At 64.0% G+C, this 16,431-nt stretch carries 13 protein-coding genes; 7 read left to right on the top strand and 6 right to left on the bottom strand.

Translation table 11 applies throughout. From position 1 onward, the window contains the following. Positions 1-13: 13 nt before the first annotated feature. Positions 14-982 (bottom strand): L-threonylcarbamoyladenylate synthase, encoded by a 969-nt coding sequence (locus tag TM49_RS05490; RefSeq protein WP_045679881.1) that lies wholly within the window; start codon positions 980-982, stop codon positions 14-16. A 67-nt stretch (positions 983-1,049) separates the two neighbouring features. Here TM49_RS05490 and TM49_RS05485 point away from each other — a divergent pair, with 67 nt between their 5' ends. Then, positions 1,050-1,433 (top strand): RidA family protein, encoded by a 384-nt coding sequence (locus tag TM49_RS05485; RefSeq protein WP_045679880.1) that lies wholly within the window; start codon positions 1,050-1,052, stop codon positions 1,431-1,433. A gap of 4 nt (positions 1,434-1,437) precedes the next feature. Here the strand turns inward: TM49_RS05485 and TM49_RS05480 are convergent, their stop codons facing one another. Then, the gene (locus TM49_RS05480) at positions 1,438-3,021 is read right to left on the bottom strand and encodes a pectate lyase family protein (protein ID WP_158498604.1); all 1,584 of its coding nucleotides are present in this window, start codon (positions 3,019-3,021) and stop codon (positions 1,438-1,440) included. A 225-nt stretch (positions 3,022-3,246) separates the two neighbouring features. Here TM49_RS05480 and TM49_RS05475 point away from each other — a divergent pair, with 225 nt between their 5' ends. The 4 genes from TM49_RS05475 to TM49_RS05460 all read left to right on the top strand — a co-directional run bounded on the left by TM49_RS05475 (position 3,247) and on the right by TM49_RS05460 (position 7,563). Continuing rightward, the gene (locus TM49_RS05475) at positions 3,247-4,491 is read left to right on the top strand and encodes an aromatic ring-hydroxylating oxygenase subunit alpha (protein WP_045684807.1); all 1,245 of its coding nucleotides are present in this window, start codon (positions 3,247-3,249) and stop codon (positions 4,489-4,491) included. A 1-nt stretch (position 4,492) separates the two neighbouring features. Further along, complete coding sequence (locus tag TM49_RS05470; RefSeq protein WP_045679879.1) at positions 4,493-5,578, top strand: FAD-binding oxidoreductase; 1,086 nt, start codon at positions 4,493-4,495, stop codon at positions 5,576-5,578. 112 nt (positions 5,579-5,690) lie between these two features. Continuing rightward, positions 5,691-6,518, top strand: coding sequence for an SDR family NAD(P)-dependent oxidoreductase (locus tag TM49_RS05465; protein WP_045679878.1), 828 nt, complete (start codon positions 5,691-5,693; stop codon positions 6,516-6,518). Between the two features lie 397 nt (positions 6,519-6,915). After that, positions 6,916-7,563, top strand: a complete 648-nt coding sequence (locus TM49_RS05460) for a DUF1062 domain-containing protein (protein ID WP_045679877.1) — start codon at positions 6,916-6,918, stop codon at positions 7,561-7,563. 48 nt (positions 7,564-7,611) lie between these two features. Here TM49_RS05460 and TM49_RS22520 read toward each other — a convergent pair whose 3' ends face one another. The 4 genes from TM49_RS22520 to TM49_RS05440 all read right to left on the bottom strand — a co-directional run bounded on the left by TM49_RS22520 (position 7,612) and on the right by TM49_RS05440 (position 12,357). Further along, complete coding sequence (locus TM49_RS22520; RefSeq protein ID WP_082074625.1) at positions 7,612-8,373, bottom strand: SH3 domain-containing protein; 762 nt, start codon at positions 8,371-8,373, stop codon at positions 7,612-7,614. Between the two features lie 82 nt (positions 8,374-8,455). Then, complete coding sequence (xylA, locus tag TM49_RS05450) at positions 8,456-9,766, bottom strand: xylose isomerase (RefSeq protein ID WP_045679876.1); 1,311 nt, start codon at positions 9,764-9,766, stop codon at positions 8,456-8,458. A gap of 74 nt (positions 9,767-9,840) precedes the next feature. Next, on the bottom strand, positions 9,841-11,298 hold the full coding sequence (gene xylB / locus TM49_RS05445; protein ID WP_045679875.1) for a xylulokinase: 1,458 nt from the start codon (positions 11,296-11,298) through the stop codon (positions 9,841-9,843). Between the two features lie 30 nt (positions 11,299-11,328). Beyond that, entirely contained in the window at positions 11,329-12,357 is a 1,029-nt protein-coding gene (locus tag TM49_RS05440; protein ID WP_045679874.1) for a LacI family DNA-binding transcriptional regulator, read from the bottom strand. Between the two features lie 328 nt (positions 12,358-12,685). Between TM49_RS05440 and TM49_RS05435 the strand changes: the two genes are divergently transcribed. Further along, positions 12,686-14,767, top strand: a complete 2,082-nt coding sequence (locus TM49_RS05435) for a hydantoinase/oxoprolinase family protein (RefSeq protein WP_045679873.1) — start codon at positions 12,686-12,688, stop codon at positions 14,765-14,767. Beyond that, positions 14,764-16,410 carry a hydantoinase B/oxoprolinase family protein gene (locus TM49_RS05430; protein ID WP_045679872.1) on the top strand — a complete coding sequence of 549 codons (1,647 nt, stop codon included), beginning with the start codon at positions 14,764-14,766 and terminating at the stop codon, positions 16,408-16,410. Before TM49_RS05435 ends, TM49_RS05430 begins: the two co-directional genes overlap by 4 nt. The last annotated feature ends 21 nt before the right edge of the window (positions 16,411-16,431 follow it).

Raw genomic sequence — 16,431 nt, 5'->3', positions numbered from 1 at the left:
ATTCTCTCCGGGGTCAGCCGCGCGGGGCGGCGGCGCGGGTCAGACGATCGTTGATGGCCTCGCCGAGATCGTCGCCGGGAATGGGCGTGAAGGCGATCGCTTCGGCGCCGCTGGCATCGGCCGCGATCATCACATCGTAAAGACGGCTTGCCGCCTCCGCGAGGTCGCCGCTCTCGCTGAGCTGGAAGGTGACGCGGGCCACATCGCCGTTATCGACGGCGGCATCGCCGAACAGGACCAGCGCCTCGCCCGGTTCGACGTGGGTGACGTTGAGACGCACGCTCGCCTTCGGCGCATAATGCGACGCCATCATGCCCGGCGCTTCAATAGTGGTGAAACCGAAGGGCCTCTCCGGCATGATGCCGGTCAACCGCTCGACGGCCTCGGCCGAAATGCCGCCGGGCCGCAACAATGTCAAAACGCCATCGGCAACCTTCAGGATCGTCGATTCCACACCGACCAGCGACGGGCCGCCATCGAGGATCAGGCCGACCTTGTCGCCGAGGTCGGTTTCGACATGGAGAGCCGTCGTCGGGCTGATGCGGCCGGACGTGTTGGCGCTCGGCGCGGCAAGCGGCCGGTCGGCCTCGGCAATTAGCTTGCCGGCAAAGCCGCGCGGCACGCGCACGCCAACGGTCGGCAGGCCGGCGGTGGCGGCCGAGGCGATGCCGGAGCCTTCGAACAATGGCAGCACCAGCGTCAGCGGGCCGGGCCAGAAAGCCTCGGCGAGCTGGCGGGCGAGCGGATCGAAGATCGCATAGCGCTCGGCCATTGCGAGGTCGGACATGTGGCAGATCAGCGGATTGAAGGCGGGGCGGCCCTTGGCGGCGTAGATCTTGGCAATCGCCGCGGGCTGGGTCGCGTCGGCGGCGAGGCCGTAGACGGTTTCCGTCGGTATCGCGACCAGTTCGCCGCCGAGAATGAGCGCCCGGCCCTCGCTGAGCGCTTCCGCCTCGCGACCGATTTCGATGATGTTCGCCATGGTCTTCCCGTTTTGCCTGAACGATAATCGTTTAGAACAACGGGGCCCGCGAACAAAGGATTTTCTCATGGCGATCAGGCGGATCAGCTCGGGCGGTATCTACGAAAAGAAGATCGGCTATTGCCGCGCGGTGGTCGCCGGCGGTTTTGTCCATGTGGCAGGAACGACCGCACAGGGCGCCGTCATTCCCGACGATGTCGCCGGCCAGTGCCGTTCGGCGCTGGAAGCCATCGGAAAGGCACTCGCCGAGGCCGGCGTCGGTTTCGCCGAAGTCGTGCGGGTCACCTACTATCTCCCGGATGCGCAAGATTTCCCCACCTGCTGGCCGGTCCTTGCCGAAACCTTCGGCGATGACCCGCCGGTGGCGACCATGCTGGAATGCGGCCTGATCGACCCGAAATACAGGATCGAAATCGAGGTGACGGCGCTGGCCGCGCCGCCACAAGGTTGACCGGTTACCTGATATCGACGCTCATCCACTGGTCGGAGGTCAACGCGATCTTGCCGGCCCCCGCATAGGTGGTGACGAGGTCCTTCACTTCGTCGGTGCCGACCATGTTGGCCGGTTCCGGCGGTTCGCCATTGTTCCAGGCAAAGTCGATCGGCGGCGCATCCTTCGGCCCGAGCGGCGTGCCGGAGAGGCCGCTATCGCCCTGCCACCATATCCATGCGGTGCCGTTGTCGCTTTCATAGGTGCCCTGCGGATCGGGGATGATGTCGGCATCCGCCTCCGCAAGCAGCGCCATGCGCGTTTCAAATGCCTGGATCGCGCCGGTGAAGCTCGGATCGTCCGGGTCCGACTGGTTGTTCTTCAGCGGCCACTGGACGCCCTCATAGACGCTGTTGCGCACCATCACCGCGCCGCCCTCGGTCGAGATCGAGCCGTTGGTGTAGAGCTTCAGCTTGTAGGGATCGCCGGAAAGCTGCGCCGCCTTGTCGGGATTGTCGGCCATCAGCTTGTCGAACCAGACCATGGTTTCGCGCACATCCGAGACATCGGCGTAGAGGTTATAAACCTGAACATCGCCGGTCCTCAGGCGCGGCATGCGGTCCTGCAGGTCCTTGTAGTGATTGTGGGCGAGGGTCACGACGAAACCGGGCTTTTCCTTCTTGCTCGACGAGCCGATCAGATGGCCCTTCTTGACCGGCGTTTCGACTTCCATGATCTGTTCTTCCGTCATGAAGGAGCGCAGGAAGTCATAGAACGGAAAGTCCGCCCGCTTTTCCTCCAGATAGTCGAACTGGTCCTTCATGAAATCCGGATTGCCGCTGCCGGGCAGGATTTCGGTCCAGGAAATGGTGATGCCGTTGGCCTTCTGGGTATCGGCACCGGTATCTGCCGGGTTTGAGGCGCCGCGCTTGATGTCGACGATGCCGTCATAGGCCTTGTAGAAGGTGCAGTGATCGATCCAGACACCTCCAACAGAGGTATCCTTCGAATTGCCGATGGTGATGTAATCCCAGTCGTTTTCGTCATAGTCGCCCTTGGTCTTCTCGTCCCACTCCCAGAACTCGTCGAACTTGAGGTTGCGAATGACGAGATTGTTGCCGTCGTCGATGTTGAAGCCGGCATGGAGAATGCGGACGCCGGTCTTCGAATAGATCGTCAGACCGCCGAAGCCGGTGATGTTGATCTTCGAAACGCCGGTTTTCATCAGCAGCGGATTGGCAAGGGCCGGATTGTGCGCCTTGAAGAACGGGTATTTTTCCGCCGTCGCGTCGCCGCCGGCGGCGTTGTAGCCGAGATCGAGATCCTGCGTGATCTCGATGACGCGGTAGGGTTCGTTGTCGGTAGCCGATATGCTGGCAAGGGCCGCCAGGAATTCTTCGGCCGTCGAGACCTTGACGTAACGCGGGTCGTCTTCCGGATAGACACCGCCGCCGGTGACTGCGGCCACGGCGGCGTAACCTTCGATGCTGAAGACGGAATTATCCGGCGCGCTGACGCCCTGGGCCATGACCGGTACTGCGGCGGCCAGAAGCGCAAGCGCCGTTGCGCCCGCAAATATATGGCGGAAAGATTTGGTTCGTTTGTCCATGCAGTCGTCCTCCCAGAGCTTCGCGATGGTCATTTTCGAAACTGATATGCAAGTATGCACTTCATACTATCAACAATCGGTTGCATTGCAATGACCGTTGTCCGACCTGCCTCGGCTGCGACAAGGTGTCGTCATTTCCGAAAGTGATGTCGTGATTGGAATGCAGGGGTGAAGGCCCCGGTGATTAAATGGAGATTATTGCCCGTCTTCGCCCCGGAGGCCGCCATGACGATACGCCAGAAAATGCTGGACGAGCTGAAGAACCGCCGCGACGGCTTCACGCTTGCCCGCCCGTTTTATACCGACCCCGATTATTTCCGGGTCGACATGGAAAACTTCTACTATCGCGACTGGCTGTTCGTTGCCCATGACTGCGAGATCCCGCGGCCGGGTAACTATCTGACCATCCAGGTCGGCGATTATTCGGTGATCATCACCCGCGGCCGCGACAAGGAAATTCGTGCGCTGCACAATTCCTGTCGCCATCGCGGCTCGCGCGTCTGCACCTCCGACAAGGGCACGACCGCCAAGCTCGTCTGCCCCTATCACCAGTGGACTTACGATCTCGACGGCACGCTGCAATATGTCCGCCACATGGGCGAGGACTTCGACAAGGCGCAGTTCGGACTGAAGCCGGTGCATTGCGAGAGCATCGAGGGCTATATCTTCATCTGCCTCGCAGATGTTGCGCCCGATATCGGCCCGCTGAGGGAAACCGTCGCGCCCTATCTCGCGCCGCACAACATCCGCGAAACCAAGGTCGCCTTCAAATCCTCGATCGTGGAGAAGGGCAACTGGAAGCTTGTCTGGGAAAACAACCGCGAATGCTATCACTGCGCGGCAAACCATCCCGAGCTCTGCCTGACCTACCCGGAAGCCGCCTCCGTGACCGGCGTTCAAGGCATGATGGACGATCCGGAGATCCAGGCGCACTGGGCGCATTGCGAGGCGGCCGGGCTGAAGGCGCGGTTCTTCCTGAACCCCGACGGCCAGTTCCGCATCACCCGCATGCCGCTGATCCCGGGTGCGGAGAGCTACACGATGAGCGGCCGGCGCGCCGTCAACAAGCCGATGGGGCCGAACACGGCCGCCGCCGGCATCGGCGCGCTGCTGCTGTTTCACTATCCGACCACCTGGAACCACTTCCTCGGCGACCACGCGATTTCCTTCCGCGTGCTGCCGCTCGGGCCGGAGGAAACCGAGGTGACCACGACATGGATGGTGCCGAAGGATGCGGTCGAGGGCATCGATTACGACCTGGAGGAGCTGACCCATGTCTGGACGTTTACCAACGACCAGGACCGCCAGATCGTCGAGGAAAACGCCCGCGGCATCCGCTCGCCGGCCTATGAACCCGGCCCCTATTGCGAAGAGGACGAGGGCGGCGTGATGCAATTCGTCGAATGGTATGCCAACACCTCCATCGAGCGCCTGTCGGACGCCGGAAAACCGCTCGCGATCGTCGCCTGACATGAGAAAAGCGCAGCCATTCAGACATATCGACGAGATGGTGCCGTGGAATGGCCGCGAGCATATGCTCGAATGCGTGGCCTGGACGCCGGAAGCGCCGGACGTGATGACCTTCTCCTTCCGCGCCGAGGAGGAAAACATCTGGTTCCGCTATCTGCCGGGCCAGTACATCACGCTGGAGCTGCCGGTCGGGCCCGAACCGATCCTCAGGACCTACACCATCTCCTCGAGCCCGACCCGGCCGTTCACCATCGCCGTCACCGTGAAGGCGCAGAAGGACAGTATCGGTACGCGCTGGATGTTCGAGAACCTGCATCCCGGCATGAAGCTGAAGGCGATCGGTCCGCTCGGCGACTTTTCCTATGTGCGGCATCCGGCGGAGAAATACCTGTTCATCTCGGCGGGCTCCGGCATCACGCCGATGATGTCGATGACGCGCGATCTCGGCGATCGCAATCCCGATACCGACATCGCCTTCATCCACTGCGCCCGCTCGCCGAGCGACATCATCTTCCGCTGGGAGCTGGAGTACAAGGCGCGCTACATGCCGTTCTTCAACCTCGGCTTCATCGTCACCGAGCTGGAACGCACCCAGCTCTGGTCGGGCCTGAGGGGGTTCATCGACCGCGCCAAGATCGCCCTTCTGGTGCCGGATTTCCTCGAGCGCCGGGTGTTCTGCTGCGGGCCGGACCCGTTCATGGCGACGGTTCGGGATTCGCTCGAAAGCTCGAATTTCGACATGGCGAACAACTACTTCCAGGAAACCTTCAAGCCCGAGGCACCACCGCCGACGGTGGTCGTGGGCGAAAGCCCCGACGAGGACAAGCGCCTCGTCATCGAGTTCGCCGACAGCGGCAAGCGGGTCGAGGCCGAGCCCGGCTTCACCATCCTGCAGACCGCCAGAAAGCACGGCGTGCGCATTCCCGCCGCCTGCGAGAGCGGCATCTGCGGCACCTGCCGCACCATGTGCAAGTCCGGCAAGGTCGACATGCAGCACAATGGCGGCATTCTCGACGACGAGATCGAGGAAGGCTACATCCTCGCCTGCTGCTCCCGCCCGCTGACGGATGTCGAGGTGGAGGCGTGAGGCCTTGCGCCACTCTCACCGCTCGGTCAGACTTGCGCCCCTCACATTCTGAAACCGCCGCGCTTTTCTGAGGCTTTGACAGAGGCGGTTCTGCCAGTCGAGGGAGGAAACGATGGCTGATCTTCAGGGAACACTTGCCGTAGTCACCGGTGGCGGACGCGGCATCGGCCGCGAGATCGCATTGCACCAGGCCCGCGCCGGCGCGACCGTCGCAGTCTTGGCCCGCAGCGCTCCACAGATCGAGGAGACCGTGGCACTGATCGAGGGCGAGGGCGGAAAGGCGAGAGCCTATCCGGTCGATCTCGTCGATCGCAGCGCCGTCGAGGCAGGATTTGCGGCAATCGTCTCGGAGCTCGGTCCGATCGACTGCATGATCAACAATCACGGCTCGTTCCGCGCCTTCGGCCCGATCTGGGAATGCGATCCCGACGAATGGTGGGGCGATGTCGAGATCAACCTGCGCGGTTGTTTCCACACCTGCCGGGTGGTCGCGCCGGCAATGCTGGAACGGGGACGCGGGCGCATTGTCAATCTTGTCGGCGGCGGAACCGGAACAAGCTTTCCGCATGGCTCCGGCTATGCCGCAAGCAAGGCCGGCATCATGCGCTTCACCGAGTGCCTGAACGACACGACCGTACCCGGCGGAGTGCTGGCCTTTGCCGTCGATCCGGGTCTGGTGCGCACGGCGATGACCGAGATGCAGCTCGACACCGAGGCCGGCCGCACCTTTCTCCCCGGTATCCAGCAGCTCTTCGAAGACAAGATCAACGTTCCCCCCTCGAAAGCTGCGGCCCTGATTGCCGATATCGCCCGCGGACGGTTCGACAGGCTCGCCGGACGCATGCTGCGCGGGCCGGAAGATCGCGACGCGCTGGAGAGGGAGATCGATGCCATCATCGCGGATGACGGCAGGGCGTTACGCATCACCGGCCTTGACTGATCGAAGCCTGAAACCCGGCACGACGCAGATTTCTGTCTCGTTGCATAATAGTCGCAGCTCCGCCGATTCTACCATCGCTTGCACGATCGGACTCGCTGCCGCTCGGCGCATCTGCTAGATACGCCGCCGAAGAGCATTGGCGCATAGAGGTCAACTTTGCCTAAGTAATCCCGGTCTCGACCCAGTTTCACCCGTACTGCTGGGCGGCCACAGGCTGCCGGTGTGTATCTGTGTCCATCGGGTGGCGGCAAGAGACCGGTCTGGCATTGTTCCCCTGTGCCAAAGGCAGTCCGCTGCCCTGCGCTCTTCAGCCACCCCTGACATCGCCATGCCGCGCCCGCGAAGGGTTTTCTCCTGCACCCTCTTGGTGGACTTCCGAACGGAAGACCAAGACGAAATGTGCAACTTACTTCAGGTCCGATGGACCATAACGCCCCGCACCGAACCGCAACCCTGGATCATCTGCGGCGGCTGCGGGGAGCCCCGCCCCTTCCGCTCAAGCGGCAAGGTTCGCCTCAACGCCAACGGCCGCCGGCTCGACGCCTGGCTGATCTACAAATGCACGGTGTGCGACAGGACGTGGAACCGGCCGATCTTCGAACGGCAGAATGTTCGCGACATCAGCCCCGCCGTGCTCGAGGCGCTCCGCGCCAACGACCCGGAATGGGTGCGGGCCGAGGCGTTCAACCTCGCAGCGCTGCAGCGAAAAACTCGGCGCATCGACGAATCCGACGAAATCGACATCGAGCGCACGGTGCTGTCGGAGGCGCCAGCCTTCACCCGCGTGGAGATCCTTCTGTCGGCTCCTCTGCCGGTGAGCCAGCGGCTCGACCGTCTGCTCGCATCCGCGCTCGACATCTCCCGGTCGCAGCTGAAGGCGCTTTGGGAAAATGGCGTGCTCCGGGCAGAACCGGCGCGCGCCGACCGCCTCCGCCGCCGCATCAGCGACGGCACCAGGATCACGATCGTCCCGACTTTCGATGCCGGGCAGCGGGAGTTCTGGCTTGCCCGGGCCACGGGCACGTCGCCACCGGCGAAGGCTTAGCAAGAGACGGGCCGGGGGCGCTTGCGTGCCCCGGCATCGCACGCAGGCTCAATTTTCGGGCGACGTCTCCTCAACGCCGTCGCGCGCCGGCTGACCGTCTTCCGGCGCAGGGACCCGCAAAAATCGGCCGGCAACCCAGCCGCGAGCATCATCCGCGATCGATCTGACAGCACACCACTGTTCACCGCCTTGGATCACGCATCCTCCGACATTCTGCAGAACGGATCCGTTCTTGACCGTTCCGATCTGCTTTCCATCGACACCGGGCATTGCCCGAATATTCAGCACGCCACTCGGGGAAGACAGGTTGACGATGAAAAAATCCTCGTCTGCAACCATCGGCGACTGATTTTCCTCAGACAGCCCGACATGGAGCCGGAAATCGACGGTCTTGCCCGCATCGCGGTCATTGCCCATCAGATAGACGCGGATCGTCCAATCGCCATCGCTTGGGACGGTGATATCGGCCTCTCGGTCATCATCCGTGCTGCCGACATAGGGTCCGCCATAGTCCTGCCCGGCGGGAAGGATGTTGAAATAGGCGGTACCGTTGCCGTTGGTGCCGGTCACGGTGAGAGTGACGACCATCGCCTGCCCGCCTTGAGCCTCAACGATATAGTCCCTGTGGTCATGGCCGGTAACCTTGCCTTCGACCTTCGCCTCGGAGGCGCCCGGAACAAAGGAAATCCGCGTGGCCTGCTGCGCCCAACAAGGCGCGCCGGCAACGACCAACAATGCGGCACATATGATCAGCTTCATCATCAAACCGTCCTCCTGAGTCATCTTAGCAGAAGTCGGTTCGCAGGACATCTCGTGCCCGGAACGGTGCCTAAAAGAAGGCCGGGGCGCTTGCGTGCCCCGGCCTCGTTGCCATCATTCGTCGCACCCGTCCTCAGACGTATTTGTTGACGATGTTTTCCAGATATTCCTGGCGACCCGATTTCGGCTGCGGGTTGATGTCTTCCTTCTCAACCATGGCGGCGATGTCGGAAAGGGTCATCTCGCCGGCGAGCATCTTCTTCGCCACGTCGCTGTTCCAGCCGGCATAGCGCTCGTCGAGCGGCTTCTGCAGGGCGCCGTCTTCCAGCATGCGGGCAGCGGCCTTGAGGCCGCGGGCGCAGGCATCCATGCCGCCGATATGACCATGGAGCAGATCGGCCGGGTCGATCGACTGGCGACGGACCTTGGCGTCGAAGTTGGTGCCGCCGGTGGTGAAGCCGCCGGCCTTCAGCACTTCGAGATAGGCAAGCGCCATTTCCGGAACGTTGTTCGGGAACTGGTCGGTATCCCAGCCGGACTGGTAGTCGTTGCGGTTCATATCGATCGAGCCGAAGATGCCGAGCGTGCGGGCAAGCGCCAGTTCATGTTCGAAGGTGTGACCGGCCAGGATCGCATGACCCTGCTCGATGTTCATCTTCACTTCCTTCTCCAGCCCGTGCTTCTGCAGGAAACCGTAGACGGTGGCAACGTCGTAGTCATACTGGTGCTTGGAGGGTTCCTGCGGCTTCGGCTCGACCAGGATGGCGCCCTTGAACCCGATCTTGTGCTTGTATTCGACCACCATGTGCAGCATGCGCGCCATCTGGTCGAATTCGCGACCCATATCGGTGTTGAGCAGGGTCTCGTAGCCTTCGCGGCCGCCCCACAGAACGTAGTTCTCGCCGCCGAGCTTCATCGTCGCGTCCATGCAGGTCTTGATGGTCGCGGCGGAGTAGGCGAAGACCTCGGGATCGGGATTGGTTGAGGCGCCCGACATGAAGCGGCGGTGGGTGAAGAGGTTGGCCGTGCCCCAGAGGAGCTTCATGCCGGTCTCTTCCTGCTTCTTGGCGAAGTAGTCGACAATCTCGTTCAGGTTCTTCGTGCTTTCGGCGAAGTTTGCGCCCTCCGGACGTACGTCGGCGTCGTGGAAGCAGTAGTAGGGCGCGCCAAGCAGGGTGAAGAGTTCGAAGGCGACATCGGCCTTGATCTTCGCCTTGTCCATGCCACCGTCATGCCACGGCCGCTCGAAGGTGCGGCCACCAAAGGGGTCGCCACCTTCCCAGGCCAGCGAATGCCAGTAGGCAACGGCGAAGCGCAGATGATCCTTCAGCGGCTTGCCGAGGACGACCTCGTCCGGGTTGTAATGCTTGAAGGCAAACGGATTGTCGCTGTCCGGACCTTCATACTTGATCTTGGCGATATCGCCGAAAAAACCGGTGCTCATAAGATACTCCCATTTCGGTTAGCAGAGGCGGAAATTGTCTCACGACAATTCGCGCGCCGTTTTGTTTGTCCGGCCTACTGGCCGGCGACTGACTTGATCGCCGGGTAAAGTGCCCGGAAACGCTGATAGGCATCCTCGAAGGCGGCGATGTGGGCGGCGTCCGGCTCGACCGTTTCCGCCGTCCTCGGCGGGGTGCAGACGGAAAGCGGATCGGCACTGGTCGCGGCCAGAAGGCCGAGGCGAGCTGCACCGAAAGCCGCGCCGAAATCGCCATCGGCAGGGATGTCGATCGGCAGGTTCAGCGCGGTCGCCACCGCCTTCAGCCAGTAGCGCGAGCGCGAGCCGCCACCGATGGCGGTGATCCGGGAGAGCTCCGTGCCGGCCGAACGCAACGCTTCGAGATTGTCGCGCAGCGCGAAGGCAACGCCTTCCATGACGGCGCGGGTCATCGCCGGCCGATCGCTTTCATGGGCAAGGCCGATGAAGGCGCCGCGGATGGCGGCGTCATTGTGCGGCGTGCGTTCGCCCGAAAGGTAGGGCAGGAAGGTGACGTCGGTCGGCGCCTTCAGCGCGTCGCCGACTTCGGCCGAGAGCTCGGCCGGGGTCTTGTCGGTGACCTTGGCATACCAGTTCAGCGTATCGGTGGCCGACAGGATCACGCCCATTTGGTGCCAGATTCCGGGAAGCGCGTGGCAGAAGGCGTGGACGGCCGATTCCGGCTTCGGCCGGTAGCGGTCGTTGGCGGCGAAGAGAACGCCGGAGGTGCCGAGCGAGACGAAGGCCGCGCCGTCGGCAACCGTGCCCATGCCGCAGGCGGAAGCGGCATTGTCGCCGGCACCGCCGGCAACCACGACAGGCCCGGTCATGCCCCATTCGGAGGCGAGCGCCTGCTTCAGCGTGCCGCCGACCGCAGAGCCCTCGACGAGGTCCGGCATCTGCGCGCGCGTGAGATCGGTGGCGGCGAGAAGCTCGTCCGACCAGTCGCGCTTTGCGGTATCGAGCCAGGAGGTGCCGGCCGAATCCGACATTTCCGAGATGTATTCGCCGGTCAGCCAGAAGCGGAGATAATCCTTCGGCAGAAGCACCTTGGCGACCTTCGCGAAGATGTCCAGCTCGTTCTTCTTCACCCACACCAGTTTCGGCGCGGTAAAGCCGGGGAAGACGATATTGCCGGTGATCGCGCGGAAGCGCGGATCGTCGTCAAGCTGGGCGGCCTCGATATAGGAACGGGTGTCGTTCCAGAGGATGCAGGGGCGCAGCACGTCGCCCCCCGCATCGAGCAGTGTGGCGCCATGCATGTGGCCGGAAAGGCCAATGCCCTTGACCGCGGAAAGCTCCGACGGATGGCGTTCGGCGAGCCTGCCGACGGCGATCCGGCAGGCATCGATCCAGCTTGCGGGGTTCTGCTCCGACCAACCATGGTGAAGACGTTCCACGGTGAGCGGCGCATCGGCGCTCGCGATCACCCTCTGGGCGTCGTCGATCAGCATGGCCTTGAGGCCGGAGGTCCCGAGGTCGAGCCCGAGATACATGTCTATCCTCCCTTTATGGTTTCCGCCGCATCACGGCAGATTGTCCCTGATGAAAATGTCGATGCGGATGCGTTCCTGCGCGGCGATCACTGGCGTGCCGTCGGCGCGCGCCTTCAGCACGCGGATGGCGCTTCTGACCTCGTGGCCCGCATCCTGGTTCAGCACGGCGTCGAAAAGACCGCTTTCCAGCGCCGCACGCGAATGAGCGGAAAGTTCGTGGGCGATCGTGACGATTTCACGGCCTGCGTCCCTCGCCTGCTGAAGTGCGGCAATCAGGCCGCGATTGCCGGCGCCAAGGCTGTAGATGCCGATCATGTCCGGATGTGCCGCAAGCGCTTCGCCGACCAGCCTCTCGGCGATCGCCGCATCGTCGCGACCTTCCATCGGCGGCAGGATCTCAAACTGCGGGAATTGCGTCGCCATGACCTCGGAAAAGCCGGAAAAGCGGTTCTGATGGTCACGGACCGAAAGCGAGCCGGCCAGGACGCCGATCGTTCCGCGTCGGTCTCCCAGGAAGCGCCCCAAGAGAGAGGCGGCGGTGCGGCCTGCGGCCGGATTGTCGACGCCGGCATAATGGTCGCGCTCGCTGCCCTCGAGATCGGACACCAGGGTGACGACAGGAATGCCCGCTTCCTTTAGCCGCGCCACCGCCGCGCGCACCGGCTCGGCCTCGATGGCGACGAGCGCGATGCCGGCAGGTTCATCTGCTCCTGCGGCATCGAGGGCTGAGGCCAGCGCCTCGGCATCGAAGGCGGGAACATCGACGATGGCGATGCGGGTGCGCTCGACGCGGCCCTGCTCGTTGGCCTCGACCACGGCCTGGCGCAGTTCCGCCATGAAGGCGTTGTCGTTTTTCGGCAGGATAAAGGTGAAGGGATATATGCGACCCTTGGCGAGATTGGCGGCGGCGACGTCGCGGACATAGCCAAGCTTCTCGATCGCCTGCTCGACCCTCACCCGGGTCTTCTCGCGCACGCCGGGCCGGGCATTCATGACGCGATCGACGGTGGCAAGGCTGACGCCTGCCTCGGCTGCAATGTCATGAACGGTAGGGCGCATGCTGATCCGCCTGGTTGTTTCTCTCCGATCCGGGCTTTTCGCCGGTTGTTGGTCGAGGGTTATAACGCGATTTCTGATGTACGTAAATCAGAAATCGCGGGGCGTCGTATTTTGATCGCGATTCGGGGCGAGACAGGCTCCGGTCCTGCCTCAGCACGGGCAAGGCTTGCCCGTCCGGTCAGACGAGCCATGCGACGAAAGGCCGATTGTTGGTGCTGCGGGAAAACAGTAGCCAAGGTGAGAGCATTCGCCTTTGCCGGGCAACCTCCCGCCGGATTGTGTATATTTGCAATTGACGGTGGCTGAAAAGTACGGACATAATCAATTTATGTACAGACTTTCAATTGACATCGGCGGGACCTTCACGGATGTAGTCCTGGAGGGCGACGCCATTACCTCGCTCAAGGTTCTCACCACACCGGACGCGCCGGAACGAGCCGCGCTCGCCGGCAGCGCCGCCCTGCTTGAGGAAAATGGACTTGCCTTCAAGGACGTCGCGAGCGTTGTCCACGGCACGACCCTTGCGACCAATGCCCTGATCGAGCGACGTGGCGCCAGGACGGCGCTGATCACCACCGAGGGTTTTCGCGACGTGCTGGAAATGGGCTATGAGCGCCGTTTCGACCAGTATGATGTGGATATCGAACTGCCGCCGCCGCTGGTGCCGCGCGAATGGCGGCTGACGCTTGCCGAACGGATGGACGCTTATGGCGTACCGCTGCGCGCGCCGCGGCGCGAGGATGTCGCGCGGCTTGCCGAAGTTCTCGCCGAGGCCGGTATCGAGGCGGTGGCGATCGGCTTCCTGCACGCGACCGCCAACAGCGCCCATGAGCGCCAGGTGGCGGACTGGCTCGCCAGCATGCTGGATTCGTCCGTCACGATCTGCATCAGCAGCGAGGTATCGCCGGAAATCCGCGAATATGACCGGTTCTCGACCGTTGCCGCCAATGCCTATGTCCGCCCGCTGATGTCGCGCTATCTGGAGCGCTTCGACACCGAAATGCGCGCGCGGGGCTTTGCCGGCGAATTCCTGCTGATGCTGTCAGGTGGCGGGCTGACCACCGTCGAGCAGGCCCGGCGCATGCCGATCCGCCTGGTCGAATCCGGCCCGGCCGGTGGCGTTGCCCTCGGCGCCCGGGTTTCACGTGAAATCGGCATCGAACGGATGCTTGCCTTCGACATGGGCGGCACCACGGCAAAGATCTGTTTTCTGGAGAAGGCCGAACCGGCGACCGCCCGTCGCTTCGAGGTTGCCCGCGCCTGGCGCGACATCAAGGGTTCGGGCCTGCCAGTGCGGATCCCCACCACGGAACTGGTCGAAATCGGCGCCGGCGGCGGTTCGATCGCCCGGCGCGACAGCCTCGGCAGGCTCGCCGTCGGCCCGCAAAGCGCCGGCGCCGCCCCGGGCCCCGCCTGCTACGGGCTTGGCGGCGAGGACCCGACCATCACCGACGCGAATGTGGTGCTCGGCAAGCTTTCGCCGGAAGGCTTTGCCGGTGGCCGGCTGGCGCTGCGCCCCGCCCTTGCCCGCACCGCCATCGAGACCCACGTCGTCGCCCCGCTCGGGCTGAGCTCAGCGGAATGGGCGGCGGCTGGCATCGCCGAGATCGGCGAGGAGGCTATGGCAAACGCCGCCCGCGTCCACGCCATCGAACAGGGCAAGGATATTTCCCGCTATACGCTGATGGCATCCGGCGGCGCGGGGCCGCTCCATGCCGCCCGCCTTGCCGAAAAGCTCGGCATCGACACCATTGTCATTCCCGCCTTTGCCGGCGTCGGCTCGGCCGTCGGCTTTCTGAGCGCACCGGTGGCCTATGAGGTTGCCCGCAGCGTGCTCGCGCGCACCGACCGCATCGATCTCGCCCGGATCACGGTGCTGCAGGCGGATATGGCAGAGGAAGCCGGCGCCGTCGTCGGCCCGGCGCTTGCCGGCAATGCCGCCGTCGAGACCGATCTCGCCGCCGAATTGCGCTATGAAGGACAGGGCCATGCGCTGCGGGTGCCGCTTGCCGGCCCGATCGACAGCGAGGCCGCCATCGAGGCGATGCGCCAGGCCTTCGTCGATGCCTACCGCGCAGTCTACGGCGCCTATCTTTACGACAACGCCGTGGAGCTCGTCGCCCTCACCCTGACGGCAAAGGGTCCGGAGCGCGCACAGCATGTCGCCGGCGATGCCGGCTCCGCCCATGCCGCCACGAACATAGGCCAGGTGCCGGTGTTCGATCCCGTGGCCGGCGAGACCGTGCAAGCGGCGCGCTACCGCCGCGACGACGAGACGCCCGGCGCCACCTTCGTCGGACCGATGGTGATCGTCGAGGACCAGACCACCACTTATGCGCCGGCTGGCTGGAGCGGTATCGTCCATCCGCTCGGCCATCTGGTGCTGCGCCGGGAAGGAGGTGCCGCATGACCCGGCTTTCCGATGCCGAAATCATCGCCATGAACGTGATGTGGAACCGGCTGATCTCGGTCTGCGAGGAGCAGGCCAACGCGCTTCTACGGGTCGCCTTCGGCGCAATCGTGCGCGAAGCGGGCGATCTGTCCGCCGGGATCTTCGATGCCGAGGGCAGGATGATGGCCCAGGCCGTCACCGGTACGCCCGGCCACGTCAACACCATGGCGAAATCCGTCAACGCCATGCTCGAATACGTTTCCGCCGACACGCTGGTCGAAGGTGACGTTCTGGTCACCAACGACCCCTGGCTCGGCGCCGGGCATGTGTTCGACTTCGTCGTCGTCACCCCGGTCTTCGTCGAGCACCGCATTGCCGGCTATATCGCCTCCACCTGCCATGTCGTCGATATCGGCGGGCTTGGCTGGTCGGCGGAGGCCCGTTCCGTGTTCGAGGAGGGCGTCACCATCCCCGTCATGCGGCTGCGCCGTGCCGGCAGCGTCAACGAGGAGCTGCTGGCGCTGATCGCCGCCAATTCCCGCGTGCCGCGCGAGGCCCGCGGCGATGTCATCTCGCTGATGAGCTGCAATGACGAGGGCGCCAAGCGGCTGGCGGCGCTGATGGCCGAGTACCGGCTGAGCTCGCTTGCGCCGCTTGCGGATTTCATCTTCGAACGCTCGGCCGCGGCGACCCGTACGGCAATCGAAAAGGTGCCGGAAGGCGTCTATAGCGCCGAGACCGAGCTCGACGGTTATGATGCGCCGATCCGGCTGAAGGCGACGATGACGGTGAAGGGCGGGCGCATCGACGTCGACCTTGCCGGCTCCTCGCCGGCCATCGCCAAGGGCATCAACTGCCCGCTGAACTACAGCCAGGCCTATGCCTCCTTCGGCATCAAGGTGGCCGTGGCGCCCGAGGTGCCGAACAACCACGCCTCGCTCGAACCCATCCGCATCGATGCGCCACCCGGATTGATCGTTTCGGCCGAGCGGCCCTGGCCGGTGACGGCGCGCCATGTGGTCGGCCAGGCATTGCCGGACCTGATGCTTGCCTGCCTTGCCGGCGCCCTGCCGGGGCGAATTCTTGCCGAAAGCGCCGGCGCACTCTGGGTCCTGGCGATTTCCGCCGAGGGTCACGACAGTTTTGCCTCGCTGAATGTCGCGCTCGGCGGCATGGGCGCGCGACCGGGTTCCGACGGGCTTTCGACGACGGCCTTTCCCTCCGGTGTCGGCAGCGTGCCGGTGGAAATCGCCGAAACCGTCGCGCCGCTGCATTTCGAGAAGAAGGAGTTCGCCCCCGATACCGGTGGAGCCGGCACCTTCCGCGGCGGGCTCGGCCAGGAAATCCGCATCTGCTCCTCCCGCAACCAGACGCTGACACTGTCGGCCGCCGCCTTCGAGCGGCTGAAGCGCGGCGCGGCGGGACGCGACGGCGGGCTGCCGGGCGCCCCCGGCCATGCCGAAATCACCAACGGGCCGACGATTGCGAGCAAGGGGCTCTATACCATTCCCGCGGGTGAAACCCTGGTGCTCAGAACCCCCGGCGGCGGCGGTTTCGGCCCGCCGGATGGCCGCGCTCGCGAGAAGCTTGCACGTGACATCATGCGCGGGCTTGTCAGCGAGGCCGCAGCCGACAACAATTACAGTAAAACAAAAGCGTGAGTGGCGCGCCGTAAAGTCAAC

It is taken from the genome of Martelella endophytica (genome assembly GCF_000960975.1).
GTDB classification, from domain to species: Bacteria; Pseudomonadota; Alphaproteobacteria; order Rhizobiales; family Rhizobiaceae; genus Martelella; species Martelella endophytica.
The sequence above is the reverse complement of the archived record's forward strand: the minus strand, read 5'-3'. Positions and strand labels throughout refer to the sequence as shown.

What these genes read in the sequence shown, in the direction of transcription:
- TM49_RS05490 (WP_045679881.1), bottom strand. Translation starts at nt 982, where the DNA reads ATGGCGAACATCATCGAAATCGGTCGCGAGGCGGAAGCGCTCAGCGAG.
- TM49_RS05485 (WP_045679880.1), top strand. Translation starts at nt 1,050, where the DNA reads ATGGCGATCAGGCGGATCAGCTCGGGCGGTATCTACGAAAAGAAGATC.
- TM49_RS05480 (WP_158498604.1), bottom strand. Translation starts at nt 3,021, where the DNA reads ATGGACAAACGAACCAAATCTTTCCGCCATATATTTGCGGGCGCAACG.
- TM49_RS05475 (WP_045684807.1), top strand. Translation starts at nt 3,247, where the DNA reads ATGACGATACGCCAGAAAATGCTGGACGAGCTGAAGAACCGCCGCGAC.
- TM49_RS05470 (WP_045679879.1), top strand. Translation starts at nt 4,493, where the DNA reads ATGAGAAAAGCGCAGCCATTCAGACATATCGACGAGATGGTGCCGTGG.
- TM49_RS05465 (WP_045679878.1), top strand. Translation starts at nt 5,691, where the DNA reads ATGGCTGATCTTCAGGGAACACTTGCCGTAGTCACCGGTGGCGGACGC.
- TM49_RS05460 (WP_045679877.1), top strand. Translation starts at nt 6,916, where the DNA reads ATGTGCAACTTACTTCAGGTCCGATGGACCATAACGCCCCGCACCGAA.
- TM49_RS22520 (WP_082074625.1), bottom strand. Translation starts at nt 8,373, where the DNA reads ATGTCCTGCGAACCGACTTCTGCTAAGATGACTCAGGAGGACGGTTTG.
- xylA (WP_045679876.1), bottom strand. Translation starts at nt 9,766, where the DNA reads ATGAGCACCGGTTTTTTCGGCGATATCGCCAAGATCAAGTATGAAGGT.
- xylB (WP_045679875.1), bottom strand. Translation starts at nt 11,298, where the DNA reads ATGTATCTCGGGCTCGACCTCGGGACCTCCGGCCTCAAGGCCATGCTG.
- TM49_RS05440 (WP_045679874.1), bottom strand. Translation starts at nt 12,357, where the DNA reads ATGCGCCCTACCGTTCATGACATTGCAGCCGAGGCAGGCGTCAGCCTT.
- TM49_RS05435 (WP_045679873.1), top strand. Translation starts at nt 12,686, where the DNA reads ATGTACAGACTTTCAATTGACATCGGCGGGACCTTCACGGATGTAGTC.
- TM49_RS05430 (WP_045679872.1), top strand. Translation starts at nt 14,764, where the DNA reads ATGACCCGGCTTTCCGATGCCGAAATCATCGCCATGAACGTGATGTGG.